We start from the raw sequence: 26,861 nt of genomic DNA, 5'->3' as shown, positions 1-26,861 counted from the left end.
TGTCGCGGCCTCGGGTGCCTCTGCATCGTTTCTTCGGAAGCGTTCTGAAAACACGAGTCGTAGGCCACGTGATCGAGGGGCGACGGTGTGCAGATGAACAGCGAACAGTGCTGACGCTCCTGAAAACCGGCTCATCTGGCGTGTTCCACGTGCCGCAATGGTCATCTGCACACTCGTCGGCCCGGCGGACTGTGCTTCTGCTTCTTGTGGCCGGCGAGGTTGCCCATGCACCGTGGGCCGATCACACCCCCCAGATGCCCGACGCCCCCTCTTGCCCGGACCGGAGTCCCCATGACCAGTCCCGTCCCCCCGCCGACCGTCGGCAGCCGGCTCGACACCGCGAAGATGCGCAGGATCTCCACCGCCAGCGTGATAGGCACCACGGTCGAGTGGTACGACCTGTTTCTTTTCGGCACCGCTTCCGCGCTGGTTTTCGACGAGGTTTTCTTCCCCGATTTCGATGGTGCCCTCGGCACGATCCTGGCTTTCCTGACGTTCGCCTCCGCCTACGTGGCGCGCATGGTGGGTGCCGTGCTCTTCGGGCATTTCGGGGATCGTCTCGGCCGGAAGTCCATGCTGTTGGTCTCGCTGATCACCATGGGCGTGGCCACTTTCGCGATCGGCCTGGTTCCCGGTTACGCCGCCATCGGCGCGGCCGCGCCCCTGATCCTGCTCGGCCTCCGGGTGGTCCAGGGCCTCGCGCTCGGCGGTGAGTGGGGCGGGGCCGTCCTGATGACGGTCGAGCACGCACCCGCCCGCCGACGCGGCTTCTTCGGCTCCATGGTCCAGGTCGGTGTGCCGATCGGGACGCTGCTCGCCAACGGCGCGTTCCTGCTGGTGGCGGCGAACACCAGCACGGCCGCCCTGCTCTCCTGGGGATGGCGTATCCCGTTCCTGGCCTCGGCGGTCCTGGTCGGCGTCGGGATCTACATCCGGCTGCACATCGAGGAGACGCCTTCCTTCCAGGCGGTCCGCAAGGAGGGGGCGAAGGCCCGGATGCCCTTCGTCGCGCTGATGCGCCGGTACTGGCGACAGGTGCTTCTCGGCGGTGTGGCGACGCTGTCCACTGGGTCGACGTTCACCCTGATGGTCGCTTCCGGGGTGAGCTACGGGACGCGGGACCTCGGGCACTCGAAGGACCTGATGCTGTGGGCGGTCATGGCGTCCTGCGGCATCGCGTTCGCGGCGATCCCCTACTTCGGGCGGCTGTCCGACCGGGTGGGCCGCAAGCCCGTCATCTACGCGGGCATCGCGGCGGAGGCCGTACTCGCCTTCCCGTTCTTCTGGATGCTTGACACCCGGTCCGTTCCGCTGCTCTTCGTGGCGTACGCGCTGATGATGCTCGCGTTCTCCGCCAACTACGGCCCGATCGCGACCTTTCTCGCGGAGCTCTTCGGCGCCCGGGTCCGCTACTCGGGCCTCTCCGTCGCCTACATGCTGTCCGGTCTGCTGGGATCGGCGGCGACCCCGGCCGTCACCGCGTGGCTGCTGGCGGGCACCGGAAGCAGTTCCGCCATCGCCGGCTACGTCCTCGGTGCCGCGGTCCTGTCCCTGCTGGCCCTGTTCCTGCTGGCCGAGACCCGGTTCGGGGACATCGACGAGCCGGGCAAGGTGTCCGGGAAGGCCGCGCACCCGATCGGGGCCGACGCATGAGCGACATCACGCGCATCGACTCGGTACCGGGCGTGCCGCTCGCCGTCGGCCCCTACGTCCAGGCGACCTCCGCGGGTGGATTCGTCTTCACCACCGGTCAGATACCCGCCGCCCCGGGAGAGGCCCACGGCTCCTTCGAGGACGAGGTACGGGTGACCCTGCGCAACCTGGAAGCAGTCCTCGTCGCGGCGGGCTCCGACCTGGACCACGTCCTCAAGGTCAACACCTACCTCGGATCCCCGGACCAGCTCGCGCCCTACAACCAGGTGTACGAGCGGTTCTTCCGAGGGCGCAGGCCGGCGCGGACCACGGTGTGCGTGGGCCTGTGGGGCGTGTCCCTGGAGATCGACTGCGTCGCGGTAGTCAGGGCAGGAGCCGAACAGTGAACGCCGACGCTGGGGACCGGGCCGCGGAGTCATGCGAGGCCCTGCTGGAGCGCCTGCGCAGCATCGACCTCCCGACTCTCGGCCACCTGCTCGAAGAGGGTTTCGTCAGCCCGGCGATCCGGCGGCTCGGGCAGGCCGGGCGGATGGTCGGCACCGCCGCCACACTCGCCCTCGACGCCCCGGACGCCACGGCCGTCAACCGCGCGATCGTCGCCCTGCGCCCCGGAGAGGTCCTGGTCGTCGACATGGCAGGGGACCACGACCACGCCGCCATCGGCGCGGTCACGGCAGCCGCGGCGAGAGCGCGCGGGGCGGCGGGCGTCGTCGTCGACGGAGTGGTCACCGACGTGGACGCCCTCGCGGACGCCGACTCGGGCCTGCCCGTCCATGCCCGGGGCACCAGTTGCCTGACCACCAAGCGACGGGACGGCGGCGGAGGGCGCCGCCAGGTCCCCGTCGACATCGGCGGTGTCCTCGTCGCACCGGGGGACATCGTGCTCGGTGACGCCAACGGCGTCATCGCACTGCCGCGTGCCTCCCTGGCCGCCGTGGTGGACCGGGCGGACGCCTCGGACACCGCCGAGCCGGAGCTCCTGCGGCGGATCCGGGCGGGTGAGGACCTGTCCACCCTCCTCCACCTCGACTGACCGGCGACGGGGCCCCGGCCGCAAGCACTCCCGCCCGGCCGAGTACGCGAAGGAACAAGGCACATGACCGAGTACAGGATTGTCGATCCGGCCACGAACACCCTCGTGCGCCGCTATCCGACCGCGAGCGACACGACGGTCGAGCGAGCGATCGCCGCCGCCGCGGCCGAGTTCCCCCAATGGCGGCGACGCCCCATCAAGGAGCGGGCCGACACGGTCCTCGCCGTGTCCCGCGCTTTCGGACACCGCCGCGAGGACCTGGCAGCGATCATCAGCCGCGAGATGGGCAAGACGACCCGCGAGGCCCTGGCCGAGGTGGACCTGACGGCGGCGATCTTCGCGTACTACGCCGAACAGGGCCCTGCCTTCGCCGCGGACCAGCGCCTCGACATCCGCGGCGGTGACGACGTGGTCGTACGCTCCGAGCCGCTCGGAGCGCTGCTCGGCGTCATGCCCTGGAACTACCCGTACTACCAGGTCGCCCGGTTCGCGGCCCCCAACCTCGTCCTCGGGAACACCGTCATCCTCAAGCCCGCCCCGAGCTGCCCCGAGTCGGCGCGGGCGATCGAGGACATGATGAGGGAGGCCGGACTGCCGACGGGCGCGTACGTCAACCTGTTCGCCACCAACCGGCAGGTCGCCGGGATCGTCGCGGACCCTCGCGTCCAGGGCGTGTCGCTCACCGGCTCGGAGCGCGCCGGGCGTGCCGTGGGCGAGGTGGCGGGCCGCCACCTGAAGAAGTACGTCCTCGAACTCGGCGGATCCGACCCCTTCATCGTCCTTCCGGACGCCGACCTCGAACGAGCGGTCGACGCGGCCGTGGAAGGCCGGATGAGCAACGCGGGCCAGGCGTGCACGGCTTCGAAGCGGTTCATCGTCGTCGACCCGCTGTACGACCGCTTCCTCGCGGACTTCACCGAGGCAGTAGAGGCTCTGACCGTGGGCGATCCGACCGAGGAGGGGGTCCTCATCGGCCCTCTCGCCTCCGAGGAAGCCGCCCGCACCGTGATCGCCCAGGTGCGCGACGCGGCACAGCAGGGGGCGACGGTCGTGACCGGGGGCGTGCGTTCGGCCCGCAGGGGCGCCTTCGTCGAACCGACGATCCTCACCGGTGTCATCCCCGGCATGCGCGCCTACCACGAGGAGATCTTCGGCCCGGTCGCGGTGGTCCACCGGGTCGCCGACATCGCTGCGGCGATCCGCCTCGCCAACGACACGCCCTACGGCCTCGGCAGCGTCGTTTTCAGCGGCGACCTGGCCACCGCGAAGGCCGTCGCCGACGCACTCGACGTCGGCATGGTCTCCATCAACGGCCCCTCCGGCACCCAGGAGGACCTCCCCTTCGGAGGGGTCAAGCTCTCCGGCGTAGGCCGTGAGCTGGGCTCCTACGGGATGAGCGAGTTCGTCAACCGGAAGGTCGTACGCGTACGGGGGCAGGCACGCTGATCCAGCCGCGGGGCACCGGCCACCGGCGTTGAACCCCGGTGAGGACGAGACGACCATGGAGCACATGCACCCGCCGCACCCGACCGCACCCCCGCCCGATTCCTACGTCGTCGCCCTGGCGCGCCAGTGCCTGGAGGACGTCGACAGCCTGGTCGGCGAGTGGGCCGGGTACGTCGAGCCGGTCCGCGCCCCCTATTCGGACCTGGTGTCCGAGCAGGACTTCCGTGACAGCGCGAGGCAGGCGTTCGAACTCCTGCTGCGGACCGTGGCCCGGTTGCCGGTGCCGGACCACCTGGCCGGCGTCTCCGAGCGGGTCGGCGAGGAACGGGCCCGGCAGGGGGTTCCGCTCGACGCGCTGCTGGCGGCCGCCCGCGTGGACTTCCGGGTCGTCTGGGGTGCCCTGGTGCGCCGTGCGGGCGACGAGGGCAGAGCGGAACTCGTCACCTCCGCCTACCACGTGTGGGAGGCGGTGGAGGGCCATGTCACCGGCATCATGACCGCCTACCAGCGCACAATCCTGGAGATGGGGCGGCGCACGGAGGACGAGCGGCGACTGTGGTTCACCCGTCTGCTGGACAGCGGCGGTCGTCACCCGACCCTGGTGCGGGACGCGGCGCTGGCTCTGGGGTTCCAGGCGGCGGGGCGGTTCCTGTGCGCCGTCGCGCCCGGAGGCGGCGAGGCGCCGTTGCGCCGGGCCGCCCACACCCTGCGCACCCTCGGTGTACCGCTGCAACAGCAGGCGGTCGCCTCGGACCTGGTCCTGGTCGTCCAACTGGGCCCGCGGGTGACGGCGGAAGCGGTGCTGGCACGGCTGGACGGGACGCCGTGCGGTGTCTCCCCCGTGGTGACCGGACTGACCGAGGTGCCGCATGCCGTGTCGCTGGCGACCGCCACGGCGCGGGTCCTGCCCGACCATGCGGCGGGGCCGCGCCGGCTGGCGGACAGCTGGCTCGACGTCCTGGTCCACCGGGCCGGCGACCTCGGTGGCGATCTGGCGGCCGACGTGCTCGGCGGGCTGCGCAACGGAGTTCCGCCCGCGGAGGCCGAACGGCTGCTGGAGACCGTCCGGGTTCACCTGTCGGGCGGCGGATCCGTCGCGGACACCGCCGCCGCTCTGTACTGCCACCGCAACACCGTCCAGCAGCGCCTCACCCGCTTCGCCGAACTCACCGGCCGGGACCCAAGACGCCCCGAGGACGCGGCCCTGGTGATCCTGGCGCTCAGCGCCGGCCGTCTCGGACGGCTGTGAGATGGCGAGACGTCGGCCGGGGCGTTCACCAGGGCGGCCCGGTGAACGCCCCGAGGGCCTCGCGTCAGTGCGTGGCGCCTTCGGCGACCCGCAGGTCGACGGTCGTGCGCGCCGCGGCCACGACGAGCGCGCGCAGCCCTGCGGCCACCGTCGACACGGGCAAGGAGGGCTCGGCCCGGTCGAGGACCTGCTCCGGCGCCCACGGTACGTGTACGAAGCCGCCGCGGACGGCGGGGAAGCGGGTGGCTATGAGGTGGGCGAGTCCATAGGCGACGTGGTTGCACACGAACGTCCCCGCGGTGTTGGACACGGTCGCGGGGATCCCCGCCTCGCGCACGGCCGCGACGCAGGCCTTGAGCGGCAGGGACGAGAAGTACGCGGCGGGCCCGCCCTCGACGACGGGCTCGTCGATGGGCTGTGCCCCGGCGTTGTCGGGGATGCGGGCGTCGGCGACGTTGACGCAGACACGCTCCACGGTCAGTCCGGTACGCCCGCCCGCCTGGCCGACGCACACCACGAGTTCCGGTTCGGTCCGCTCGATTGCCTGGCGTAGCCGGGTGTTGACCTCCCGGAAGACACAGGGCAGCTCCACGGCGGTCGCGTCGACGCCCGATGGTGGCGCCTCCGCGAGCAACTTCACCGCCTGCCATGAGGGGTTGACCTGCTGCCCACCGAACGGCGCGAAGCCGGTGAGGAGTACACGAGTCACAGGGTGGGACCTTCCGGGACGCGCTTGGGGAGAGAAAGGCGAGGGAGGAAACCAGGCGGGCGCGATCGCGGCACCCTCGTCAGAACGCGAAGGCGGACATGATCACGATGTTGCAGCCGAGCAGTGTGCCGGCCGTCGGGATCTGCGCCTTGATCACCCCGTACTGGTCCTTGAGTTCGAGGAGTGTTGCGGGGACGACGTTGAAGTTGGCGGCCATCGGAGTGCAGAGCGTGCCGCAGAACCCGGCGAGCATGCCGATCGCGAGGACCGCGGCGGGGTTTCCGTTCATCTGCTCGACGAGCACGGGCCAGCCGACGGCCGCGGTCATCACCGGGAACGCGGCGAAGGCGTTCCCCATGACGATCGTGAACAGGGCCATGCCGAGGCAGTAGGCGACGACGGCGACGAGCCGCTGGCCCTCCGGGAGGATCGCGTTCGTGATCCGGCCGACCTGCTCGCCGACACCGGCCGCCGCGAAGAGTGAGCCGAGCACGGCGAGGAGCTGAGGCAGCAGCAGGGCGGCGCCCATGACCTCCATCAGGGAACGTCCGGAGTGCAGGGGAACCGAGAGCTTCTTCTCGCCGGTGACGAGCATGGCGACGACGAGGGCGGCGACACAGCCGAGAACGAGACCGATCAGCGTCTCGGACTTGGGCTCCAGCAGCGGTGTGCCACCGATGGTGACGCCCTTCAGCACGGACACGCAGACGATGGCGACAGCGGGGATGACGAGGGCGGGCAGAAAGAGCTTCTTGCCGAGGCGGGCGGCGGACGCGACGCGTTCCTCGGAGCCGGTGGTCCGCGGCACGCCGCCCGCCAGCAGGTTGAACCCGGCGAGGCCGATCATGGCGAGGACCGCGGCACCGAGCGGCTCGGCGGGCAGGCTCCCGGCGGCGACCCCGGTCCCGTACCAGAAGGACACCCCGAGCAGGCCCCAGAAGGCGGCTGACGTCAGGCGCTTGGGGTTGCTGCGGTCGACCGCCATCTGACCGGCGTTGACGACCGTGATGAGGCCGAGGAGCCAGAAGAACCACTCGATCTTGATCACTTGGCCTCCTCCTTGGCCCCGGCGGGAACCGGCTCGGGCGCCGATTCGATGGCCGCCAGGTCGCGTTCCAGTTGCTTGTCGAGGCGCATCAGCCGGTAGCCGTGGACGGCGAACGCAAGAACGGCGGTGGGGATCGCCCACAGGGCGAGGTCGACCGGCTCCAAGTGCACGCCGTAGGTGGTGTTCACGAAAGCGGTGATCAGCAGGATCGAGCCGATGGCGATGAAACAGTCCTCACCGAAGAACAGTCCGACGTTGTCGGCGCCCGCCGAGTGGGAGCGCACCTTCTCGCGGACTTTGTCGGGCAGCGAGCGGCCGGAACTGCGCTCGGCCGCGGCCTCGGCCATCGGCGCGATCAGTGGCCGGACGGCGGGGGCGTGGCCGCCGATGGCGGTGAGTCCGACCGCGGCGGTCAACTGGCGGATCAGCAGGTAGGCGGTGAGGAAGCGGCCCGGCGTGAGCCGCTTCAGCCTGCCGATGAGGCTGCGGGCCTGCTCGCGCAGCCCGTACCGCTCCAGCAGACCGATGACGGGGAGCACCGCCGCGAACATCGTCACGGAGCGGCTGTCGGCGAAGCTCTTGCCGAAGGTGGCGAGCACCTCCAGTGGATTCATCCTGGCGAGGAGCCCGGTGACCACACCGGCGACCCCTACCACGAGAACGGGGTTGCGGCGCGTGACGAATCCGAGGATCACCACGAGCACGCCGAGGAGAACGATCATGCGTCGGCCTTCTTCCGCGCGAGGGAGCCCGAGCGGGCCATGGGAACAGGCGGGGTGGCCCGGACAGTAGGGGATCGTTCAACGATCCGACAAGAGGATCGTGTGAGCTTCTGGTGCTCATGTGCTGCATGGGACCGGCGGAACGGAGGTCGTCGACGCCCGTACGACTGCTGGAAGCGGGCACTCCGGTGCGGCCGCCGGGCGCACCGAACGGCGGCGGACCTGCCGGATTCGCTACTAGAGCACCGCTTCGAGAATCCCGGAGATCTCCTCCTGCGTGGGACGGCGTGGTGCGTTGCGCGTCACGGCGTCCGCGAGGGCGCCGGATATCTCGCGGACGGCGTCGATCGCGGCGCGGGTCCAGTCGCCGTCGGCCGGCGCGGCGAGGCGCAGCGCGCGGGCGGTCTGCTCGTAGGCGTCCGGGGCGGCCGGGGCACTGAACTCCAGGACCTCCTCCAGGACGGCGGCGAGCGCGACACCGTGCGGGGTGCCGGTGTGGGCGGTCAGGGCGTGGCCGATGCCGTGGACCAGGCCGAGGCCGGAGATGGTCAGCGCCTGGCCCGCCAGGTGGGCGCCGAGCATCAGCTGCGCGCGGGCCTGAAGATCCGAGCCGTTGCGGTGGGCGGCCGGCAGCCAGCGCCCGACCATGGCCACCGCCTGGGTCGCATACGCCACCGACACCGGGTTCGCACCGCGCGAGGCCAGCGACTCGATACCGTGCACGAGGGCGTCGATGCCGGTGGCGGCCGTGATCCGGGCGGGCAGGCCCAGCGTCAGCTCGGGATCGAGGAGCGCGATCCGCGGCTTGACCGAGGGGTGGCCGATGCAGATCGGCAGCAGGAAGGTGCCGATGGCCGCGCCGACCCGGCGCTGCGTCAGGACAACGGCATCACACACGCCGAACTGATCCCTGCCGACGCCCACCCTGTCCGCGCCGCACCCACCCTGCCCTGTCGCCTTTCGGCCCGCGCCCACCTCATCCAGCAACTGCCCGACGGGACAACCTGCCGTGTACCCCTGCGAATCGGGGCGCGGCCCTCACTCGACCTACCCTGCCTCCACGGCCCAGCCCCATCAGCCGCTCTGTCCTTCCTCCACGGCCACCGGCCACTGCTGTCACTGGCCCTCCAGTAATTCCGCAGCACGGTGGGGCACCGATAGAGGGAACGCCCATATCGGGCAGGCCGCTTCCTTCCGGAGTTGCCATCCGGACTATCACGGACCCTGCCGCGCAGGAGCCGCCTCCGGTCCACGTCAGCGGTTTGACCGCGGGAGGCGTTTGTTCCGCCGTATCCGCGTCGGACGTCGTGCGGTCCGACGCCGCCCGGCCCTGTGAAGAGCGCGCTGTGCTCAAGCCGGCCGATTCGGGGGATCGCGGCGCCCTGCATGGCGCGATTCGCCAACTGTGGTCGGCTCAGCTCGTCTTCCGCTCCTGTGGTCCATCCGTGCCGTACAGCTTTGCGGAGGCGTTCACATGTGCCAACCTCCGCAGTGCGCTGAACAACGCCTCACCCAGTACGGTCCCGACCACCACGGCTTCGACCATGTCCTCGACCGCCACGCGCCGGTCCACGTACTGGAGGTCGGCGTGGGCGACCTGCTCGGCCGCGTCGGCGTAGTCGTCGAGCACCTCGACGAACGCCCCGTGGCCCAACCGGTTCATGGCGGCAAGGGCCTTGCACAGGTCGATGGCGGCAGGGTTTGACTCATGCGTCCGCCAGCCACGCCGGGAGATGAGGTCGGCGACGACGGCCCGTGCGGCTGCCGACGCGGCGTCGTCGTGCTCGGTGCCCTCGCTGCCGAGGTGGTCCGCGGCAGCGCCGAGCACTTTGTGCAGGGGACGCTCCGAATCGTCGAGGGCCGCCAGTACGTCCGCGATTTCGGCAACCTTCATGCCGCCCACATCGAGCAGGGCTCGGATCAGCTGCAACCGACGCTCGTGCGCCTCGCCGTAACTCGCCTGGTTCGGGCTGGTCAGCTCGCCCGGAGGCAGCAGGCCCTCACGGACGTAGTACTTGATCGTCGGCACCGATACCCCGGTCTTGCGACTCAACTCCCCAATGCGCACTGCCGGTTCACTCCTTGACCTTCGCCCTGAGGCCGGGCCGGCCCTTGCTGACCCGTCTCTCATCATAGATAGTGGGGCTATCGGATAGCGGATAGTGCTGCTATCCGTTCCTAGGGGGTAGTCATGTCTTCTTCACGTACGTCTTCCCGGCCTGTGCCGTTATGGTCGCCGTCGGCGCCATGGCGGTCATGGCATCGGCCGCTGGTACTGTTCGCGGCGACGATGGCACTGATGGCGGTCATGTCCGCCGTGGGACTCGCCGTCGACGACCGTGTCCTGGTGGGTGCGCCGATCTGGTTCAAGCCGTTCAAGTTCTCGGTCTCGTTCGTGGCGTACTGTCTTTCCCTGGCCTGGATGCTGTCGCTCCTCCCCAGTGGACGACGCGTCGGCTGGTGGGCGGGGACGGTCGTTGCGCTGGCGAGCCTCGTCGAGATGGTGATCATCATCGGGCAGGTGGTACGCGGGAAGCGCAGCCACTTCAACCACGAAACGCCCTTCGACGAGGCGCTGTTCAACGCGATGGCCGTCACGGTCGTCATCCTGTGGCTCGGCACCCTCGCCGTCGCCGTGCTGCTGCTCCGCGCCCGAATCGCCGACCGCGCGTCCGCCTGGGCGATGCGCTCCGGCATCGTCCTCGCGCTGGCCGGGGCCGGCGTCGGCTTCCTGATGACCCAACCCGCGCCAGGGCAGAGGCGTGGCGTCTCCAAGGTGGTCGGCGCGCACAGCGTGGGCGTGCCGGACGGCGGTCCGTCGATGCCGCTGACCGGCTGGTCGACGACCGGAGGCGATCTACGGATCCCGCACTTCGTCGGGATGCACGCGCTGCAACTCCTGCCACTGCTGGTCATGGTGCTGGTCGCCCTCGCGCCGCGCTTCGCCCGCCTCGCCGACGACCGGATACGGCTGCGCCTGGTGCTGCTCGCTTCGGCAACGTATGCCGCCGTCTTCGCGCTGGTTCTCTGGCAGGCGTTGCGGGGTCAGTCGCTGATCCACCCGGACGGCGCGACGCTGGGGGTGGCCGGAGTGAGCCTGGTGGTCGTCACTCTCGGGGCGTACGGATCCCTGAGGGCCTCGCCCCCCTCTCCACGCGAAGCGCATGACGCGGAAGACGCCCTCGCTTCGAAGGATCTCGTGGCATGACCGGATTCCTCTTCGAGCTCTCCTTCTGGCTCGCCGCACCCGTATGGCTGCTCATGATCTTCGCGCCGGGGTGGGGTCCGACTGTCCGTATCGCCGGGTCACCGTGGACCGTGGTGCCCGTACTGATGGTCTATCTCGCACTGGCGGTCCCGGTGTTCCCTGAGCTCTGGGTCGCGGTCCGCAGCCCGGATCTCGACACCTTCCGCGATCTGACGGCCCTCGCGGGCGGCGCGGGGGCCATCTGGGCGCAGGTCATCGCCTGGGATCTGCTGATCGGGCAGTGGATGTACCGGGAGGCCCGGCGACTGGGGATCTCCGCCCTGCTGATGGGGCCGCTGCTGGTTCTTACGATCCTGCTGTCACCGTTCGGACTGCTGCTGTTCCTGGGGCTGCGCGCGGCAAGGTCATGGCATGCGACCCGTGAAGACCTCGCGGCTACCGGGGCGGGCGGCGCCACGTAATCGGCGCTCGGGATCCGCGGGTGCCGACCGGAACAAGTAGCAGCGTTGTGGTGCGAATGTCCTGCGCGCGCCACCTGCCGGTCTGGACGGCAAACAACCCCCGGTTGGTGACCTGGGGTTGTTTGCCGGAGCGGGTGGTGACTGGCCTTGTCGGCCCATCTCGCAGATGCAGAGGCCGTGCCGGAACCGCCACCGTCGCTGCAGCGCTCGTCGTAGGTCTCGGAGGGGTAGCAGCGGTGTCGGGACAACTCGAACCTTCCTCCCTGCGGCCGGGGTTGGGGGACGGCGCAGCAGTCCCCCAACTCGGTGTGCCCGGGCTGTCCATGCGGGCGCCATCGCGCAGGAGCAGGTGTTGACCACTGGCGGCGCCACCCGTTTGGTGGACCGGGTGGAGGCGGCCGGACTGGTCGAGCGGGCCGACACCCCGGCGACCGGCGCGGTCGGCTGGTGCGCCTGACGCCTCTCGGCGAGCAGACGACCGTACGGGCGTCCCGGCTGAGAACATCCGGCGCCACTTCCTGGCACCCCTCCCGACCGAACACCGCGAGCGGTTCGCCGAGGGCCTGCGGGTCCTGAGCCACGGTCCCCGCCGACATGTCCGCCACCAAGCACTCCGCGCGGAACGAACTGCCCCGCCTGCCCTGACGGCTCCTCCCGGGCTGCGATCGGCCGGGGGCGCTGATGGACGGACACCGGCGGCGGTGCGGGTGGTGATGCGGCTGTACGACGACGACTTCGCCGCCACCGTCCAGCGCACCCTGCGCGCCTCCTATCCCGACGCGCTCACCCGCAGCCGCAGTGTCTCCGCGCTTGCCGCGCCGTCCTTCGCCGCCGCGATGATGGGCCGCCATGTGGTGGGCGTCATGCCTGTCGAACGCGGTTCGCTGCTGTTCACCGTCGTGGACGTCGCCGGGCACCCCGAGCTCGAAGGGCGCTCCGTCCACGAGGCGTTCCGGAAGAAAGAGTGGCGTGTGCTGGCGGTCGGATTCGCCGGTGAACAGCAGGAGCCCGACACGCCGGACACGCTCGCCGGGCTACGGCTCGACCGCCAGGGCGAGCGGCCGGAGTTCGACTGGCGTCCCGCGCACGGCCGCGTCCTGCGGGCCGGCGACCGCGTCGCGCTGGCCACGACCCGGCGCGGTCTGGACATCCTGATGACCGGCATGCAGCCGCACCCGACCCGCCGACGGCGGGACACGGGAGGCCGCTAGGCCCTGTCGCCGCATTCCCGCCTACCGCTGCCGGGACCCCGACTCGCCGTCGTGACGGGACACCGGGCTCGGGGGCTCGCCTCGCCGCACTGCGCCCGGCGCCCGTGCCGCCGGTCGGTCGGCCCGCACCGACGACGTGAGCTGCCACGGCACGCTCGTGACCATCACGCCAGGCGTGAACAGCAGGCGGCTCTTGAGCCACAGTGCGGACTGGTTGTGCAGGAGGTTCTCCCACCAGTGGCCGACGACGTACTCGGGGATGAAGACGGCGACGATGTCACGCGGGCTCTCCCGGTGGATGGACCGCACGTAGTCCACGACCGGCCGGGTCACTTCGCGGTACGGCGAGTCGATGATCTTCAGAGGGGTCTCGATGCCGTACTCCTCCCAGCGTTCGCGCAACGCCGCCGCCTCATCCCGGTCGACGGAGACCGTCAGGGCTTCCAGATGGCCGGGGCGGAAGGCGCGGGCGTAGGACAGGGCGCGCAGGGTCGGCTTGTGGATCGTGGAGACCAGGACGATGGCGAACACCCGGCTGGGCGCGACGAGTTCGCTGCGCGGGTCGGTCACGGCGAGCTCGGCGGCCGTGGCGTCGTAGTGGCGGCGGATGGCGCGCATCGTCACCCACAGCACCGCCGCGGCCAGCACCGCCAGCCACGCGCCCTGCGTGAACTTGGTGGCCAGCACGATCAGCAGGACCAGGCCCGTGACCACCCCGCCGGTGGCGTTGGTGACCCGGGCGAGCTTGTGCCGGCGGCGCAGGGCCGGGTCGGTCTCGGTGTGCAGTTCGCGGTTCCAGTGCCGGACCATGCCGGTCTGAGAGAGCGTGAACGAGGTGAAGACACCCAGGATGTACAGGTGGATCAGGTTGGTGACGTTGGCGTCGTAGCCCCAGAGCAACAGGCCGGCGACAATCGCGAGGGCGAGGATGCCGTTGGAGAAGGCGAGCCGGTCGCCGCGGTTGTGCAACTGTCGGGGCAGATAGCGGTGCTGGGCGAGGATCGAGCCGAGCAGCGGGAACCCGTTGAAGGCGGTGTTCGCGGCCAGGATCAGGATGAGCGCGGTGGCGGCCTGGATGTAGTAGAAGCCGATCGAGTGCTCGCCGCCGAAGACGGCGGCGGCGATCTGGGCGATGACGGTGCGCTGGGTGTAGCTCTCGCAGCTGCCGTCGATGCCGGTCAGCCGGCAGGCGTCCTCGGCGACACGGACCTTGGAGATCAGCGCGAGCGTGGTGACGCCGGCGAACATGGTGATGGAGATGGCGCCCATGACCGCCATGGTGGTCGCCGCGTTCTTCGGCTTCGGCTTGCGGAAGGCCGGGACGCCGTTGGAGATCGCCTCCACGCCGGTCAGCGCGGTGCAGCCCTGGGAGAAGGCCCGAAGTGCCAGCAGCACCAGGGCGAGCCCGGCCAGGTTTGTCTCACCGGGTTCGGCTTCGATGCCGTAGTGGGCGGATTCGGCGACGGGCGCGTCCCCGACCAGGTAGCGGAACAGCCCCGTCGCGATCATGATCATCACGCCGCCGACGAAGAGGTACGTCGGGGTGGCGAAGGCCCGGCCCGACTCGCGCACACCCCTCAGGTTCATGGCGGTCAGCAGGGCGACGAAGCCCAGCGCCATCAGCACGCGGTAGTCGGCGAGTTCGGGTACGGCCGAGATGATGTTGTCGACTCCCGATGCGACCGACACGGCCACCGTCATGACGTAGTCGACGAGCAGGGAGGCGGCCACCACGAGGCCGGCGGACGGACCGAGGTTGGTGGAGGCCACCTCGTACGAGCCGCCGCCGCTGGGGTAGGTGCGGACCACCTGCCGGTAGGAGAGCACGACGACGGCCAGCAGGATCACGACCGCCGTCGCGATCCACGGGGTGAAGTGCCAGTAGGCCAGTCCGCCGAGGGAGAGGACCAGCAGGATCTCCTGGGTCGCGTACGCCACCGAGGACAACGGGTCGGAGGCGAAGATCGGCAGGGCGAGCCGCTTGGGCAGCAGCGTCTCGTGCAGCTCTTCGCTGCGCATGGCCCGGCCGATCACCAGGCGTTTGAGGATCTCGGGCACGTTGGGCACGGGCGCGAGGTTAGGCACCGGAGGAGGTTCGCGGGGGAGGGCGTACGGCAGGCGGGCCGTCAAAGAGCCGTTAGGATTTCACGGAATGCGTACAGATGGCGTAAAAGGTACGGCCTTCAGTGGGTGGAGGGCTGCTCGTCCACGCCGTCCGTCAGCCCGGAGATCTTGAAGACCGTCCAGGCCGTTTCACGGTCGATGCGCTCCGACAGATCCCGCAGGGCGGCGGGGTGCTCGGACAGATGACCCCGCGCCGCCGCTACACGGATGTCCGTGTCGAGGTGGTGCCACAACGGCGGGTTGGCGACCAGGACCTGGGCGTCGAGTTCGACGCGGCTGCCGTACGCGTCCAGGAACACCAGGCGTCGGCCCGTGCGCCCCGGGGTGTACGCGGCGACGAGGCGGTCCGTCCGTACCCGGCGCGTGCGCAGGACGCCGCGTACGGTCAGCCAGCCCTCGCCCGCGGTGACCCGTGGCGGGAACAGCACGAGGAGCAGCAACAGGGCGAGGCAACTCCACAACGCCCCGCGCGCCGCAGTGAACGTCTCGGCTGCCTCGTCCACCAGCAACAGAAGGCCCAGGAACGAGCCCGCGCACACGACCGCGCCGCGCAGGTCGGCGAACCAGCGGTGGTCACCCAGGTGTTCCATACCGTCGACGGTAGGCGCGGGGCAGCGCCATGCCGCAGATCTTGACGCGTTGCTGACGAGTCGCCGACTCATCCCTGATGTCAGCGGCGAATGCCCAGTGTCATGTCGTACGCGGCTTCCTGGCCGCCTTGTATGAAGATGACCCGCGCTCGCAGCGTGTGCGCGTCCGGAGCCAGGGCCGGGTATGCCGTGAGCGATCCGTCGGTGTGGCTGCCGTCGGGGGCCGTGCCGTAGGCGCCGCCGCGGTCGTCGTAGGTGTTGCCCAGATCGTCCCGGGCTTCCAGGACCGGGACGAGGGGTGGCTCGCTGCCGGAATCGGGCAGCGGGGGCGTGATCGTGTAGTGCAGGGTGAAAGCGTCGTCCGCGCGTTTGAGCCGGGTGACGGTCATCTCGTGGCGGCCGTCGAGGATGTGGAGGACGAACAGCGGGGTTCTGGGCATGTCGGTTCTCTGCCTGCCTCGGATGGTTCCTATGCGCTGAGTCGGCGATCGCGGACGACGGGGCTCCCGACCGCGTAGTGGACGTATTCGTGGACCAGGCGGAAGCCCGCCGTCCAGGCGAGGAGGCGGCTGGCGCGGTTGTGGACCGAGCAGTTCCAGCTGGGGAGGTGACCTCGTGCCGCGATGTCCGCGCAGAGCGAGGTGACGCAGGCGAGGGCGAGGTGGTGGCGTCTGCGGTCGGCGACGGTGTAGACCGCCACGTCCTCGTAGCGGGTGCCGCGGAAGTAAGTACATGCCACCGCCAGGATCCGGCCGGTCCGGCTGACGGCCGCCCAAGCGTGTCCTCCGGCGGCGAGACCGCGCGGTCCGCCCCAGCTCGCCGAGAGCCAGGACGCGTCCGGCCCCAGCGCGTGCACTGCCTCGGTGTCCGTGGCCTCCAAGCGCCTTACGGTCACGCTCATCGGGAGCCTGGGAGGCAGCGGTTCGGCCTGGAGGGTCCAGATCATGCGCTCCCAAGGGGTGAGGCGTGTGAAGGCGGAGTACAGCGCCGGCAGAAAGCGGGACGGCGCGTCGATGCGGCTGTCGGCCAGGGGCGCCAGCGTCTCCGGTGCCAGCGCGTCGGGCACGCCGCGCAGGACGACGTGACCGGCGCAGGATGCGGCGACGGCGCGCGGCTCGACGGCGCGGTCGGCCCACCAGCGGCCGTTGCCCGTGGTCAGCACGTGCTCGCCGATGGCGGCGGGGCCCGGGTAATCCGTGGGGAACCACCGGCTGGAAGCGGGCAGGTCACGAGGGAGGATTTCGATCATTGGTGCCTCGGGGAGGTAGAGGGGTGTGGGCGGGGGGGGGGGGGGGGGGGGGGGGGGGGGCGGGGGCCCCCCCCCCCCCCCCCCCCCCCCCCCCCCCCCGCCGTGCCCGGTCAGCGCTGGCCGGCCTTGCTGCCGTGGTTGGCCTTCTTCTTGCGGCGGTCCTTCTTCTTGCGGGCGCGCTTCGACATGCGTATCAACTCCCTTGCTGTGAATCGACGTTCAAGCGGTGCGGCCGACCAACAGGTCAGCCAGCTTGTTGAGGCGCTTCACCGTGCGGTCCTCCTTGGCGGCCGGGGCCGGGTCGACGCGTTCGGCACGGTCGTAGTAGGCGCCGTTGACGATCTCGACCGCCGGGTCGCACAGCCGGACCACGTGGTCGGCGCCCTCGGCGGGCGAGGTGCCCTCGTGGGCGTAGAGCGGGAGCAGGGCGGTGTCGCAGACGCCGGGGTGTACGGAGACGGCGGTGACGCGCGGGTCGGCCGCGAACACCGTGAGGGCGAGCTGGGACTGGGCGTAGGCGGCGAGCCGGGAGTAGCGGCGGGCGCGGTTGGGGTCGGCCCACGAGATCGACCCCGTGCGGTGCAGCGCCGACGACACGTTGACCACACGGCCGCCCGGGTCGCTGGTCAGTGCCGGCTCCAGCAGACAGGTCAGCAGGTAGTGGGCGAGGAAGTTGACCTGGAAGGCGATCTCGTTGCCGTCGGCGGTGACAGTGTGCCGCTCGGGCGCCGCCATGCCCGCGTTGTTGACCAGCACGTCCAGGTGCGGGTGCTCGGCGACGACCTTGGCGGCGAGGGTCTCGACCTCGTCGAGGTGGGCGAAGTCCGCTCCGTACGCGCGCAGTTGCGGGGCATCGAGAGCCGCTGTCGCCGCGAGGCGGTCGGCGGCCGCGAGGGCCTCCTCGGTGGTGCGGCCGTGCAGCAGCACCGTGGCGCCTCGCTCGACGAGGTGCCGGGCAGTCTCGTAGCCGATGCCGGAGGTGGCGCCGGTGACCAGGACGGTGCGGCCGGAAAGGGAGGAAAGGGTGGACTCGGGCATGATCCCATCCAGGGTTGCGGGCATGCCCAGTGGCCCCGGCGGGGCGGTGGACATGCGGTGAGGAAGGAAAGGCGAAGGGCGCCGGATGGGGATCACGGCGCCCCTCGGGTCGCGGAGAGCGCGTCAGCGGGACGCGGGCTCTTCCGGACAGCGCGGCGCACGACTCGAAGGCCGAGCGGGACTCGGCGGCCGGTCGAAGAGGAGCCAGGCGCTGTTCACGTACTCCATGGAAGCCGTTCGGCACGGCACCGACAAGCCGGAATCCCGTTCTCTGACGGGCCCCTGACGTGCGCTTACGGGACCTTGACGGGCGAGCCAGGCCACCGGGCGCGATTCAGCCAAGGCCGGGCACCCCGGAGATCAGCAGGTCGATCAGCTTGATGCCGAGGAAGGGCAGCACCAGTCCGCCGAGGCCGTACAGGAGCAGGTTGCGGCGCAGCAGGTCGTGTGCGGAGGACGGGGTGTAGCGCACGCCGCGAAGGGCGAGCGGGGTCAACGCCACGATGATCAGGGCGTTGAAGATGATCGCCGAGGTGATCGCGGAGGTCGGGCTGTGCAGGCCCATGATGTTCAGCGCGTCCAGGCCCGGGTAGGCGCTCGTGAACATCGCCGGGATGATCGCGAAGTACTTGGCGACGTCGTTGGTGATCGAGAACGTCGTCAACGCGCCCCGGGTGATGAGGAGTTGCTTGCCGATCTCGACGATCTCGATCAGCTTGGTCGGGTTGGAGTCGAGGTCGACCATGTTGCCGGCCTCCTTGGCGGCCGACGTACCGGTGTTCATCGCCACGCCGACGTCCGCCTGCGCCAGGGCCGGGGCGTCGTTCGTGCCGTCGCCGGTCATCGCGACCAGCTTGCCGCCGGCCTGCTCCCGCTTGATCAGCGCGAGCTTGTCCTCGGGTGTCGCCTCGGCCAGGTAGTCGTCCAAGCCCGCCTCCTGGGCGATCGCCTTCGCCGTCAGCGGGTTGTCGCCGGTGACCATGACCGTGCGGATGCCCATGCGGCGCAGTTCGGCGAAGCGTTCGCGGATGCCGTCCTTGACCACGTCCTTCAGGTGGATCAGTCCGAGTACCCGGGGCCCGTCCCAGTCGTGCACCGCCACCAGCAGCGGGGTTCCGCCGGACGTGGCCACCGCGTCCGCGAAGTTCCGTGCCGCGGAGGGGACCTGGCCTCCGTACATCTGCACCCACTCGATCACCTGCTGGGCGGCGCCCTTGCGGATCGCGCACACCGCGCCGTTGTTCCAGCGCAGGTCGACGCCGCTCATCCGGGTCTGCGCGCTGAAGGAGACCCAGCGGGCGTTCGTCAACTCGCCCTCGGCGGGCTCCCGCAGCCCGAACTCCCTCTTCGCCAAGGCGACGACGGAGCGGCCCTCCGGCGTCTCGTCGGCCAGTGACGACAGCTGGGCGGCGTCGGCGAGCTGTCGTGCGTCGATGCCGGGCAAGGGGACGAAGGCGGCGGCCTCGCGGTTGCCGAGGGTGATGGTGCCGGTCTTGTCCAGCAGCAGCGTGTTGACGTCACCGGCGGCCTCGACCGCGCGGCCCGACATGGCGAGCACGTTGCGCTGCACCAGGCGGTCCATGCCGGCGATGCCGATCGCGGAGAGCAGGGCGCCGATCGTGGTCGGGATGAGGGTGACGAGCAGCGCCACCAGCACGGTCGTCGACTGGGCCGCGTTCGCGTACGCGGCCATGGGCTGCAGGGTGACCACGATCAGGACGAAGACGATCGTGAGGGCGGCCAGCAGGATGTTCAGGGCGATCTCGTTCGGGGTCTTCTGCCGGGCCGCGCCCTCGACCAGGGCGATCATCCGGTCCAGGAAGCTGTGCCCGGGCCGGGCGCTGACCCGGACGAGGACGCGGTCGGACAGGACGGTCGTACCGCCGGTGACACCGCTGCGGTCGCCGCCCGCCTCCCGGATGACGGGGGCCGACTCGCCGGTGACCGCGGACTCGTCCACCGCCGCGACGCCGTCGATGACATCGCCGTCGGCCGGGATCATCTCGCCCGCCTCGACCAGGACGACGTCGAGTGGCTTGAGGTCGGTGGCGGCGACGGCCTCGGTGCGGGCGGTGCGTGGATCGGTGCCGTAGCGCCAGTGCAGAAGCCGCAGCGCCACCGTGTCCGTGCGCGCCCTGCGCAGCGACTCGGCCTGGGCCTTGCCGCGGCCCTCGGCGACCGCCTCGGCGAGGTTGGCGAAGATCACCGTCAGCCACAGCCAGAGGCTGATCACCCAGGTGAAGACGGCCGGGTGCAGCAGCGCGGACAGCGTGGTGAGGACGGCGCCGACGGAGACGACGAAGAGCACCGGGTTCCTGACCAGGATCCGCGGGTGCAGCTTGCGCAGTGCCTCGGGGAAGGAGCGGACGAGCTGCGCGGGTTCGAACAGCCCGCTCGGGGCGCGACGGCGCCCCGTTCCTCCCTCCGTTCCGGGCCGGGCGGTGCGCTGGGGACGGGACGGTGGAGCCTGCTCTGGAGCGGCGGGCAACATGGAGACCTTCGTGTCTCGGTGGCGGGCAGGGACGGTGGCCGCCGGCCCGTGCGGTGCCGGGGCCCCGGCACCGCACGGCGGGCGCACGGACGCCGGCGATGGGACGACGACAGGCGTGGTGCGCGGGTGCGCGCCGTTCGGACGGACGGGCACCGGGCCGCCCCGAGCCGCTGCGGAGCGTGGACTCCGGCAGCCGTGAGGCTGTTGACGCCAGCGGCCTCGGCGACGGCCGACAGGGAATCTAGCTGCGGCAGCGGCCCGAACCAGGCTTTCCGGCAAGGAATTTGCGGGACTCATACGGGCCGGGCGCGGAGGTCGTCAAAGTCCCGTCAAACAGGTCAGGGAAACCATCAGGGGAGTGTCAACGCCGGCCGTTGGCGGCCCGATCCGGTCGCAGACTGATCGGCACGGGGGACGGGCGACCGTCCGTGGCGTCGTGCCGGAGGCACCGTGACTTCACGGTCGGCACAACGCGGGGCTTTCGACCAGGGCTCTGCGCACCGCCACGACCACCGGCGATCGCCTCGCAGGGCGGTGCCCCGGGCCACGGAGAAGAGGGGGATCGCGGACGGGCGATCCGGGCCCGGGGCACGCCCGAGCAAGCAGACTCGCCGGGACGGTCCTGACCGTGCTGGGACCGCGGCTGCGACCAAGGCGGCCGACTTCCGCCGAGCCCCGCTCAGGCGTCCGCGAGCCGTGCTTCCTCCAGGTCGAGGGTGCGCTGGAGGCGTCGGCGGGTGGTGTCGCTGATCGTGTGGTCGTCGTAGAGGCGTTGCAGTTCCTCGGCCTCCACGGCGATCAGGTCGCGGCGCAGTTGACGGTAGATCAGGTCGGTCGACTCGGCGGGAGCGCCCGTGCCGTTGGTTTCGGCGAGGCGGTCGCGGGTGTCGTCGAGGCGGGCGGTGAGACCGCGACGGAGGCGGTCGAGGACGACGTCGGGGACGGCCTCCAGCTCCGAGAGTTCCTCAAGACGCCGGATGCCCGCGGCGGCCAGGCTGCAGCGGGCGGAGGTCTCCTCGCGCTCGGTGTGGTCGGGCTCCAGGGCGATGCCGGAGCGGCGTACGACGGGGGCCAGGGTGAAGCCCTGCACGACGAGGGTTGCGACCACGACCGACGTGGTCAGTACGAGGACGAGCGGACGGTCGGCCAGCGGCTTGCCCGCCTCCGTGGCCACCGGGATGGACAGGGCCGCCGCCAGCGGCACCACACCCCGGGTGCCCGCCCAGGTCAGCACCACCGGCACCCGCCAGTTCATCCGCTGGATGCCGCCCCTGCGCTGGACCACCGCCGACAGCGGAGCCAGCCACAGCAGCCGTACGGCGATCAGGGTGCCGGCGACGGCGAGGGCGTACAGAGGCCAGGCCCGGTCGGCGTCGGACAGCGCCCGCACCTGCCCCGGCAATGCGAGGCCGATGAGCGAGAAGACCACGCTTTCCAGGAGGAACACCACGGTGCCGTAGACCGCGTGCAGTTGGAGCCGTATGCGGGCGTTGGTGAGCCGGTCGTCCCGGCCGCCGAGCACCACTCCGGCGACCACGACCGAGGTGACCCCTGACGTGTGGGCGGCCTCCGCGAGGACGTACGCGGCGTACGGGGTGACCAGGGCGATCACCGTCTCCAGGACCGGGTCCTCGGTGCGGCGGCGGATGAGGGCCACCACACCGGCCACGGCGGCGCCGATGACCGTCCCGCCGCCCGCCAGCACGACGAACTCGCCGCCCGCCGCGCCCCAGTCGGCCGCCGCTGTGGCCACTGCGACGCTCACCGCGACGCGGAAGAGGACCAGCGAGGTCGCGTCGTTGAACAGGCTCTCGGCCTGCACCAGGACCTGCACCTTGGGCGGCAGCGCGAGCCGTCTGCCGAGCGCGGTGACCGCCACCGGGTCGGTGCTGGCCAGGACCGCGCCCAGTACGAATGCCATCTGCCACGACAGTGGAGTCACCAGCGACGCCACCCAGCCGACCGCCGCCGCCGAGGCCAGCACCAGGCCGATGGAGAGGACGCCGACCGGCTTCCACACGGCCTTCAGCTCACGCCAGGACAAATCCTCCGCGCTGGCGTACAGCAGCGGTGGCAGGACGATCAACCCGATGACCTCGGGGCTGATCTCGATCTCCGGGGTGCCCGGCAGCAGCGCTACCGCGAGGCCCGCCACGACCAGCAAGGACGGTGCGGGAATGCGCCACCGGCGGGCGAAGGTCGCCACGACCGTGGCCAGGATGACCAGTGCCAGAACAATGCCTACGCCACGCATGCCGTCCCCCTGGGGCTTGACGGAGCCGCCGTGGCTCCCCGCCGACCAGACTTCCCGGCACACCGCTTTCACCCTATCCGCCCAAGGGATGTCAAGACAGTGTCAAGGTCCCCGGCACGGGCGCCAAGAAAGCGCTAACACGCGTCCCGCTCCGTCCTCGGAAGCGCTTCCGTAGGGAGAAGTAACCCACCTCCTTCAGGGAGTTGAACCAGTGAGCGGAGCGCGTCGACGGCGATGAGTGACGTACGGTCCGGACGACTGAAGGTCTACCTGGGGGCGGCCCCGGGAGTGGGCAAGACCTACCGGATGCTCGACGAGGGACGGCGGCGAGCCGCCCGTGGGGCGGACGTGGTGGTGGCGTTCGCCGAGTGCCACGGCCGACGGCACACGGAGGCGATGCTCGACGGCCTGGAAACGGTCCCCCGCGCCCGCTGCTCCTACCGCGGCAGGCGGTTCGAGGAGATGGACCTCGCCGCGGTGCTGGCCCGCCGCCCACAGGTGGCGATCGTCGACGAGTTCGCGCACAGCAACGTTCCCGGCGAGGGCCGCAATGCCAAGCGATGGCAGGACATCGAGGCACTGCTCGCCGCAGGCATCGACGTCATCACCGCGCTGAACATCCAGCACCTGGCCTCCCTCAACGACGTCGTCGAGAAGATCACACACGTGCCGCAGCACGAGACGGTGCCCGACGAGGTCGTACGGCGCGCCCATCAGGTCGAGCTGGTGGACATGCCCCCGGAGGGGCTGCGCCGCCGTATGGCGCACGGCAACATCTACGCGCCCGAGAAGGTCGACGCCGCCCTCGCCAACTACTTCCGGCCGGGCAATCTGACCGCGTTGCGTCAGCTCGCCCTGCTGTGGGTGGCCGACCGGGTCGACGAGGCCCTGCAGACCTACCGCGCCGAGCACTCCATCGGCGGCGTGTGGGAGACCCGGGAGCGGGTCGTCGTGGCGCTGACCGGCGGTCCGGAGGGCGACACGATCATCCGGCGGGCCGCCCGTATCGCCGCCCGGTCGGCCGGAGGCGATCTGCTGGCCGTGCACGTGGCCCGCAGCGACGGACTCGCGGCCGGGGTCTCGCACGCCTCGCTGGCCCGGCAGCGCAGGCTGGTGGAGGACCTGGGCGGCAGCTACCACTCGGTCGTCGGCGACGATGTCGCGACCGCGCTGGTGGAGTTCGCGCGGGCCGAGAACGCCACCCAGCTGGTGCTGGGCACCAGCCGCAGGGGCCGTCTGGAGCGGTTCCTGACCGGACCCGGCACGGGGGAGACCGTGACGGAGATGTCCGGTGACATCGACGTGCACCGGGTCACCCACGAGCGGGCCGGACGCGGCACTCTGCTGCCGTCCCGGCGGCGCACCCTGTCCAGGGCCCGGCGCATCGCGGGGCCGGTGGCGGGGCTCGTACTGCCGGTACTGCTGACCGCCGCCCTCGCGCAGCTGCGCGGGCCGCTGAACCTGACCAGTGAGGCGCTTCTGTTCCTGCTCACCGTGGTCGGCGTGGCCTGCATAGGCGGAGTCGTGTCGGCGCTGATCGCGTCGCTGACGGCGTCCCTGCTCCTGAACTACTGGTTCGTCCCGCCCATCGGCTCCTTCACGCTGGAGGACCCGAACGCGCTGCTCGCCCTGAGCGTGTTCGCCGTCGTGGCGGCCACCGTGGCCGCCGTCGTCGACCGCTCCCTGCGCCTGTCCCGCCGTTCCGCCCGCGCCACCGCCGAGGCCGAGACCATGTCGTCGCTGGCCGGCAGCATCGTGCGCGGCGGCACGACGATCCCGTCCCTGCTGGAGAGGACCCGGGAGACCTTCGGCATGGACTCGGCGGAACTCGTCGACGAACCGCCTGACGCCGGGGAGGTCACGGCCGTCCCCGCCGGCCCCGGCGCGTATCTGGTGTTGCGCGGACGCACCCCGTCTTCCTCCGAGCGGCGGGTGCTCGCCGCGTTCGCCGCGCACGTGGGGTCGGCCGTCGAGCGTGCCCGGCTCGCCGAGGCGGCGGCCGAGGTGGAGCCCGTGAAGGCCGCGGACCGGATGCGTACGGCGCTGCTGCGGGCCGTCGGCCACGACCTGCGTACACCGCTCGCCGCGGGCTGGGCGGCCGTGACGTCCCTGCGGAGCAGGGACGTGGATTTCTCGCCCGCGGACCAGGAGGAACTCCTCGCCACCGCCGACGAGTCGATGGCCAAGCTCAGTCGCCTGGTGGAGAACCTCCTCGACCTCAGCCGCCTGGAGGCCGGGGCCCTCACCCTGAACCTGCGGGCCACCGCCCTGGAGGAGGTCCTCCCGATGGCGCTGGCGGACGTGCCCGCGGCCGAGGCGAGCGACATGGAGGAGATCCCGGCGGTGCTCGCCGACCCGCCGCTGCTGGAGCGGGTCGTCGCCAACCTCGTCGGCAACGCCGCCCGGCACACACCGCCCGGCCAGAAGGTGCTGGTCACCGCCAGTGTCCTGGCGGGCCGGGTCGAACTGCGGGTTGTGGACCGCGGCCCCGGCCTCCCGCCGACGGGCCGGGACCGGATCTTCGAGCCGTTCCAACGGCTCGGCGACACCGACAACACCACCGGCCTCGGCCTCGGCCTAGCCCTCGCCCGGGGCCTGACCGAGGCGATGAACGGCACTCTCACCCCGGAGGACACTCCGGGCGGCGGCCTGACCATGGTCGTGTCGCTGCCCTTCGCGGAGCAGGCCGGCGTGGCACAGGGGACGCCGCGTCCGGCGGAGCAGGCGCACCCGGCAGGAGGCGCCTGATGAGGCCCGGGCGCGACGTACGACGAATGCCGCAGCGCCATCACCGGAAGCCGCAGCCGACGGAGAACCCGCACCGTGGGGTGCGCGGAGCTTAGGAGGTACCCGATGACCACCGGAATCGGAATCGGCACATGGCGGAGGCCGCACGGCAGGGACCGGATCCGCGTCACAGTGGGCTCCTGGCCGCTGCGTGACCGGCTCGCCCTGGCGGCCGGCCTGGTCACCCCCTTCCTGGCCGCGCTCGCACTCGTGCCGATTCGTACGCACCTGTCGCACACGAACGCGGCGTTGATCCTCGTCGTGGTGGTCGTCGCGGTCGCCGCGCTGGGCAGCCGTACGGCGGGCGTCGTGGCGGCGCTTTCGGCTGCGGCTTGGTACGACTTCTTCCTCACCCGGCCGTACCAGACCTTCACCATCAGTGCGTCGGAGGACATCGAGACGGCCGTGCTGCTGCTGGTCGTCGGCTTGCTCGTGTCCCAACTCGCCGCCCGTGCCCGCCGCTTGGAGATCATCACGGTCACCGACGCGGCCCACCTGACGCGGATCCACCGGACGGCCGGCCTCGCCCAGTCGCCCAACTCGGCGAACACCGTGGTCGACCATGTCCGGGGAGAACTCGTCGAACTGCTCGGGCTGCGCGCCTGCCGTTTCGAGTACGGGACGCTGATGGGGCGGCCACCGCGCCTGCTCAAGGACGGGAGCGTGAGTGCAGGGCGTGGGTGGGCGCAGGACGACATCGAGCTGCGGGCGTACGGCAACGGTCACTATCTCGGTCGTTTCCTGCTCAGTCCCGGCCCCGGGCCGGTACCACCGCTCCAGGCCCGGCTCGTGGCGGTGACTCTGGCCGACCAGACGGGAGCGGCGCTGGACACGGCGGGGCCGGTGGGGCGGGGCTGAGTCCGCCGCGCCGGTCAAACCGCGTGGCTGAGCCCGCTATTCCAGGCCGGAGGCTTTGAAGACCGCGTGGGCGGTCTCCCTGTCGATGCGCCGGGAGAGTCGGTGCAACGCGGTCGCCCCGCACAGCAGTGTGCCGCCGCCCGCCGACTTCTGGGCGCCCGCGTCCACAAGGAACCACAACTGCGGGTTTCTCAGGAGGACTTCGGGGTCGATCTCCACCCGGCCGCCGGCCGAGTCCCGCAGCACGAGTCGCTCCGACATGCCCTCCAGGTACCGGACGGACACCAGCTGATCGGTACAAACGCGGTGTTCGCGCAGCAGTCGGCGCGAAGCGAGCCAGCCGTCGCCGGCGGAGACTCGGGCGGGGTACAGCACGAGGAAGAGCAGTAGTGCCAGGGCGAGCCACAGAGTGCAGCGCCAGTACGTGAAGCGGCCCGTGCCCCAGTCGAGGAGGAGGAGCAGGGCGAGCAGCACCCCGCCGCAGCGGACCGAGTCCCGTACATCCCGCGCCCAGCGGAGGTCGTGCGCCGCGCCCTTGCGTTCACGCGCGTCGTTACGGGGTGCCATGCGGTGACCTTATGGATGCGGGGAGCAGGAGCACCTCACCTTTGACGCGACTCTGATGGCTCTGTCGCCTGGGTCACAACCCCGTCAAGACCTCATCAAAGTCGGCCTGTTCAGCGCGAAGAAAACGCAAGGAGCGGTCGGCCGCGGCCGGGACCGGACACAC

24 protein-coding genes and 1 pseudogene are annotated in these 26,861 nt (G+C 71.0%); 11 read left to right on the top strand and 14 right to left on the bottom strand.

The window, feature by feature from the left end:
- Positions 1 to 291: 291 nt before the first annotated feature.
- From ACFZBP_RS07520 to ACFZBP_RS07500, 5 genes are all read left to right on the top strand, one after another.
- A complete protein-coding gene (locus ACFZBP_RS07520) occupies positions 292 to 1,653 on the top strand; it encodes an MFS transporter (RefSeq protein ID WP_383456192.1) in 1,362 nt (453 codons plus the stop codon).
- A complete protein-coding gene (locus ACFZBP_RS07515; protein ID WP_391410852.1) occupies positions 1,650 to 2,039 on the top strand; it encodes a Rid family hydrolase in 390 nt (129 codons plus the stop codon). Before ACFZBP_RS07520 ends, ACFZBP_RS07515 begins: the two co-directional genes overlap by 4 nt.
- Complete coding sequence (locus ACFZBP_RS07510) at positions 2,036 to 2,686, top strand: RraA family protein (protein ID WP_391410850.1); 651 nt, start codon at positions 2,036 to 2,038, stop codon at positions 2,684 to 2,686. Before ACFZBP_RS07515 ends, ACFZBP_RS07510 begins: the two co-directional genes overlap by 4 nt.
- Positions 2,687 to 2,749: 63 nt before the next feature.
- The gene (locus tag ACFZBP_RS07505) at positions 2,750 to 4,132 is read left to right on the top strand and encodes an aldehyde dehydrogenase family protein (RefSeq protein WP_391410848.1); all 1,383 of its coding nucleotides are present in this window, start codon (positions 2,750 to 2,752) and stop codon (positions 4,130 to 4,132) included.
- Between the two features lie 55 nt (positions 4,133 to 4,187).
- Complete coding sequence (locus ACFZBP_RS07500) at positions 4,188 to 5,381, top strand: helix-turn-helix domain-containing protein (protein WP_391410846.1); 1,194 nt, start codon at positions 4,188 to 4,190, stop codon at positions 5,379 to 5,381.
- 64 nt (positions 5,382 to 5,445) lie between these two features.
- On the opposite strand, the gene pcp is transcribed toward ACFZBP_RS07500, so the two are convergent.
- From pcp to ACFZBP_RS07475, 5 genes are all read right to left on the bottom strand, one after another.
- Positions 5,446 to 6,090 (bottom strand): pyroglutamyl-peptidase I, encoded by a 645-nt coding sequence (gene pcp, locus ACFZBP_RS07495; RefSeq protein WP_391410844.1) that lies wholly within the window; start codon positions 6,088 to 6,090, stop codon positions 5,446 to 5,448.
- 79 nt (positions 6,091 to 6,169) lie between these two features.
- Positions 6,170 to 7,138: a 5-oxoproline transporter, DUF979 family subunit gene (locus tag ACFZBP_RS07490; protein ID WP_391410842.1), complete on the bottom strand. Its 969-nt coding sequence runs from the start codon at positions 7,136 to 7,138 to the stop codon at positions 6,170 to 6,172.
- Positions 7,135 to 7,860 carry a 5-oxoproline transporter, DUF969 family subunit gene (locus ACFZBP_RS07485; RefSeq protein ID WP_391410840.1) on the bottom strand — a complete coding sequence of 242 codons (726 nt, stop codon included), beginning with the start codon at positions 7,858 to 7,860 and terminating at the stop codon, positions 7,135 to 7,137. Before ACFZBP_RS07485 ends, ACFZBP_RS07490 begins: the two co-directional genes overlap by 4 nt.
- A 237-nt stretch (positions 7,861 to 8,097) precedes the next feature.
- Complete coding sequence (locus ACFZBP_RS07480) at positions 8,098 to 8,757, bottom strand: iron-containing alcohol dehydrogenase (protein ID WP_391410838.1); 660 nt, start codon at positions 8,755 to 8,757, stop codon at positions 8,098 to 8,100.
- Between the two features lie 517 nt (positions 8,758 to 9,274).
- Positions 9,275 to 9,928 carry a MerR family transcriptional regulator gene (locus tag ACFZBP_RS07475; protein ID WP_391410836.1) on the bottom strand — a complete coding sequence of 218 codons (654 nt, stop codon included), beginning with the start codon at positions 9,926 to 9,928 and terminating at the stop codon, positions 9,275 to 9,277.
- A 222-nt stretch (positions 9,929 to 10,150) separates the two neighbouring features.
- Between ACFZBP_RS07475 and ACFZBP_RS07470 the strand changes: the two genes are divergently transcribed.
- The 4 genes and pseudogenes from ACFZBP_RS07470 to ACFZBP_RS07455 all read left to right on the top strand — a co-directional run bounded on the left by ACFZBP_RS07470 (position 10,151) and on the right by ACFZBP_RS07455 (position 12,740).
- Positions 10,151 to 11,068 carry a hypothetical protein gene (locus ACFZBP_RS07470; protein ID WP_391410834.1) on the top strand — a complete coding sequence of 306 codons (918 nt, stop codon included), beginning with the start codon at positions 10,151 to 10,153 and terminating at the stop codon, positions 11,066 to 11,068.
- Complete coding sequence (locus ACFZBP_RS07465; RefSeq protein WP_391410832.1) at positions 11,065 to 11,529, top strand: abscisic acid-deficient protein Aba4 family protein; 465 nt, start codon at positions 11,065 to 11,067, stop codon at positions 11,527 to 11,529. The genes ACFZBP_RS07470 and ACFZBP_RS07465 overlap by 4 nt, the downstream gene beginning before the upstream one ends.
- Positions 11,530 to 11,834: 305 nt before the next feature.
- Positions 11,835 to 12,119 (top strand): annotated as a pseudogene (locus tag ACFZBP_RS07460) (MarR family winged helix-turn-helix transcriptional regulator); the annotation flags it as partial.
- 111 nt (positions 12,120 to 12,230) lie between these two features.
- A complete protein-coding gene (locus ACFZBP_RS07455; protein WP_391411635.1) occupies positions 12,231 to 12,740 on the top strand; it encodes a hypothetical protein in 510 nt (169 codons plus the stop codon).
- 21 nt (positions 12,741 to 12,761) lie between these two features.
- On the opposite strand, the gene ACFZBP_RS07450 is transcribed toward ACFZBP_RS07455, so the two are convergent.
- The 8 genes from ACFZBP_RS07450 to ACFZBP_RS07415 all read right to left on the bottom strand — a co-directional run bounded on the left by ACFZBP_RS07450 (position 12,762) and on the right by ACFZBP_RS07415 (position 22,486).
- Positions 12,762 to 14,759 (bottom strand): amino acid permease, encoded by a 1,998-nt coding sequence (locus ACFZBP_RS07450; RefSeq protein WP_391411597.1) that lies wholly within the window; start codon positions 14,757 to 14,759, stop codon positions 12,762 to 12,764.
- 164 nt (positions 14,760 to 14,923) lie between these two features.
- On the bottom strand, positions 14,924 to 15,454 hold the full coding sequence (locus tag ACFZBP_RS07445) for a hypothetical protein (RefSeq protein WP_391410830.1): 531 nt from the start codon (positions 15,452 to 15,454) through the stop codon (positions 14,924 to 14,926).
- A gap of 80 nt (positions 15,455 to 15,534) precedes the next feature.
- A complete protein-coding gene (locus ACFZBP_RS07440) occupies positions 15,535 to 15,894 on the bottom strand; it encodes a hypothetical protein (protein ID WP_391410828.1) in 360 nt (119 codons plus the stop codon).
- 29 nt (positions 15,895 to 15,923) lie between these two features.
- Positions 15,924 to 16,703 carry a GNAT family N-acetyltransferase gene (locus tag ACFZBP_RS07435; RefSeq protein WP_391410826.1) on the bottom strand — a complete coding sequence of 260 codons (780 nt, stop codon included), beginning with the start codon at positions 16,701 to 16,703 and terminating at the stop codon, positions 15,924 to 15,926.
- 110 nt (positions 16,704 to 16,813) lie between these two features.
- Positions 16,814 to 16,891 (bottom strand): 50S ribosomal protein bL37, encoded by a 78-nt coding sequence (locus tag ACFZBP_RS07430; RefSeq protein ID WP_391411595.1) that lies wholly within the window; start codon positions 16,889 to 16,891, stop codon positions 16,814 to 16,816.
- A 31-nt stretch (positions 16,892 to 16,922) separates the two neighbouring features.
- Positions 16,923 to 17,741, bottom strand: a complete 819-nt coding sequence (locus ACFZBP_RS07425; RefSeq protein WP_391410824.1) for an SDR family NAD(P)-dependent oxidoreductase — start codon at positions 17,739 to 17,741, stop codon at positions 16,923 to 16,925.
- Positions 17,742 to 18,075: 334 nt separating this feature from the next.
- Entirely contained in the window at positions 18,076 to 20,232 is a 2,157-nt protein-coding gene (kdpB, locus tag ACFZBP_RS07420; protein WP_391410822.1) for a potassium-transporting ATPase subunit KdpB, read from the bottom strand.
- Positions 20,233 to 20,911: 679 nt separating this feature from the next.
- Entirely contained in the window at positions 20,912 to 22,486 is a 1,575-nt protein-coding gene (locus ACFZBP_RS07415) for a Na+/H+ antiporter (protein WP_391410820.1), read from the bottom strand.
- Positions 22,487 to 22,720: 234 nt separating this feature from the next.
- Between ACFZBP_RS07415 and ACFZBP_RS07410 the strand changes: the two genes are divergently transcribed.
- Both ACFZBP_RS07410 and ACFZBP_RS07405 read left to right on the top strand, forming a co-directional pair.
- Positions 22,721 to 25,234 carry an ATP-binding protein gene (locus ACFZBP_RS07410; protein ID WP_391410818.1) on the top strand — a complete coding sequence of 838 codons (2,514 nt, stop codon included), beginning with the start codon at positions 22,721 to 22,723 and terminating at the stop codon, positions 25,232 to 25,234.
- 105 nt (positions 25,235 to 25,339) lie between these two features.
- Complete coding sequence (locus ACFZBP_RS07405) at positions 25,340 to 26,131, top strand: DUF4118 domain-containing protein (protein WP_391410815.1); 792 nt, start codon at positions 25,340 to 25,342, stop codon at positions 26,129 to 26,131.
- Positions 26,132 to 26,167: 36 nt separating this feature from the next.
- On the opposite strand, the gene ACFZBP_RS07400 is transcribed toward ACFZBP_RS07405, so the two are convergent.
- Positions 26,168 to 26,698 carry a hypothetical protein gene (locus ACFZBP_RS07400; RefSeq protein ID WP_391410813.1) on the bottom strand — a complete coding sequence of 177 codons (531 nt, stop codon included), beginning with the start codon at positions 26,696 to 26,698 and terminating at the stop codon, positions 26,168 to 26,170.
- Positions 26,699 to 26,861 lie beyond the last annotated feature (163 nt).

The organism is Streptomyces sp. NPDC008086 (genome assembly GCF_042957325.1).
Taxonomy (GTDB): domain Bacteria; phylum Actinomycetota; class Actinomycetes; order Streptomycetales; family Streptomycetaceae; genus Streptomyces.
Note: the sequence above shows the minus strand (reverse complement) of the source record. Positions and strands in the feature narration are given on the sequence as shown.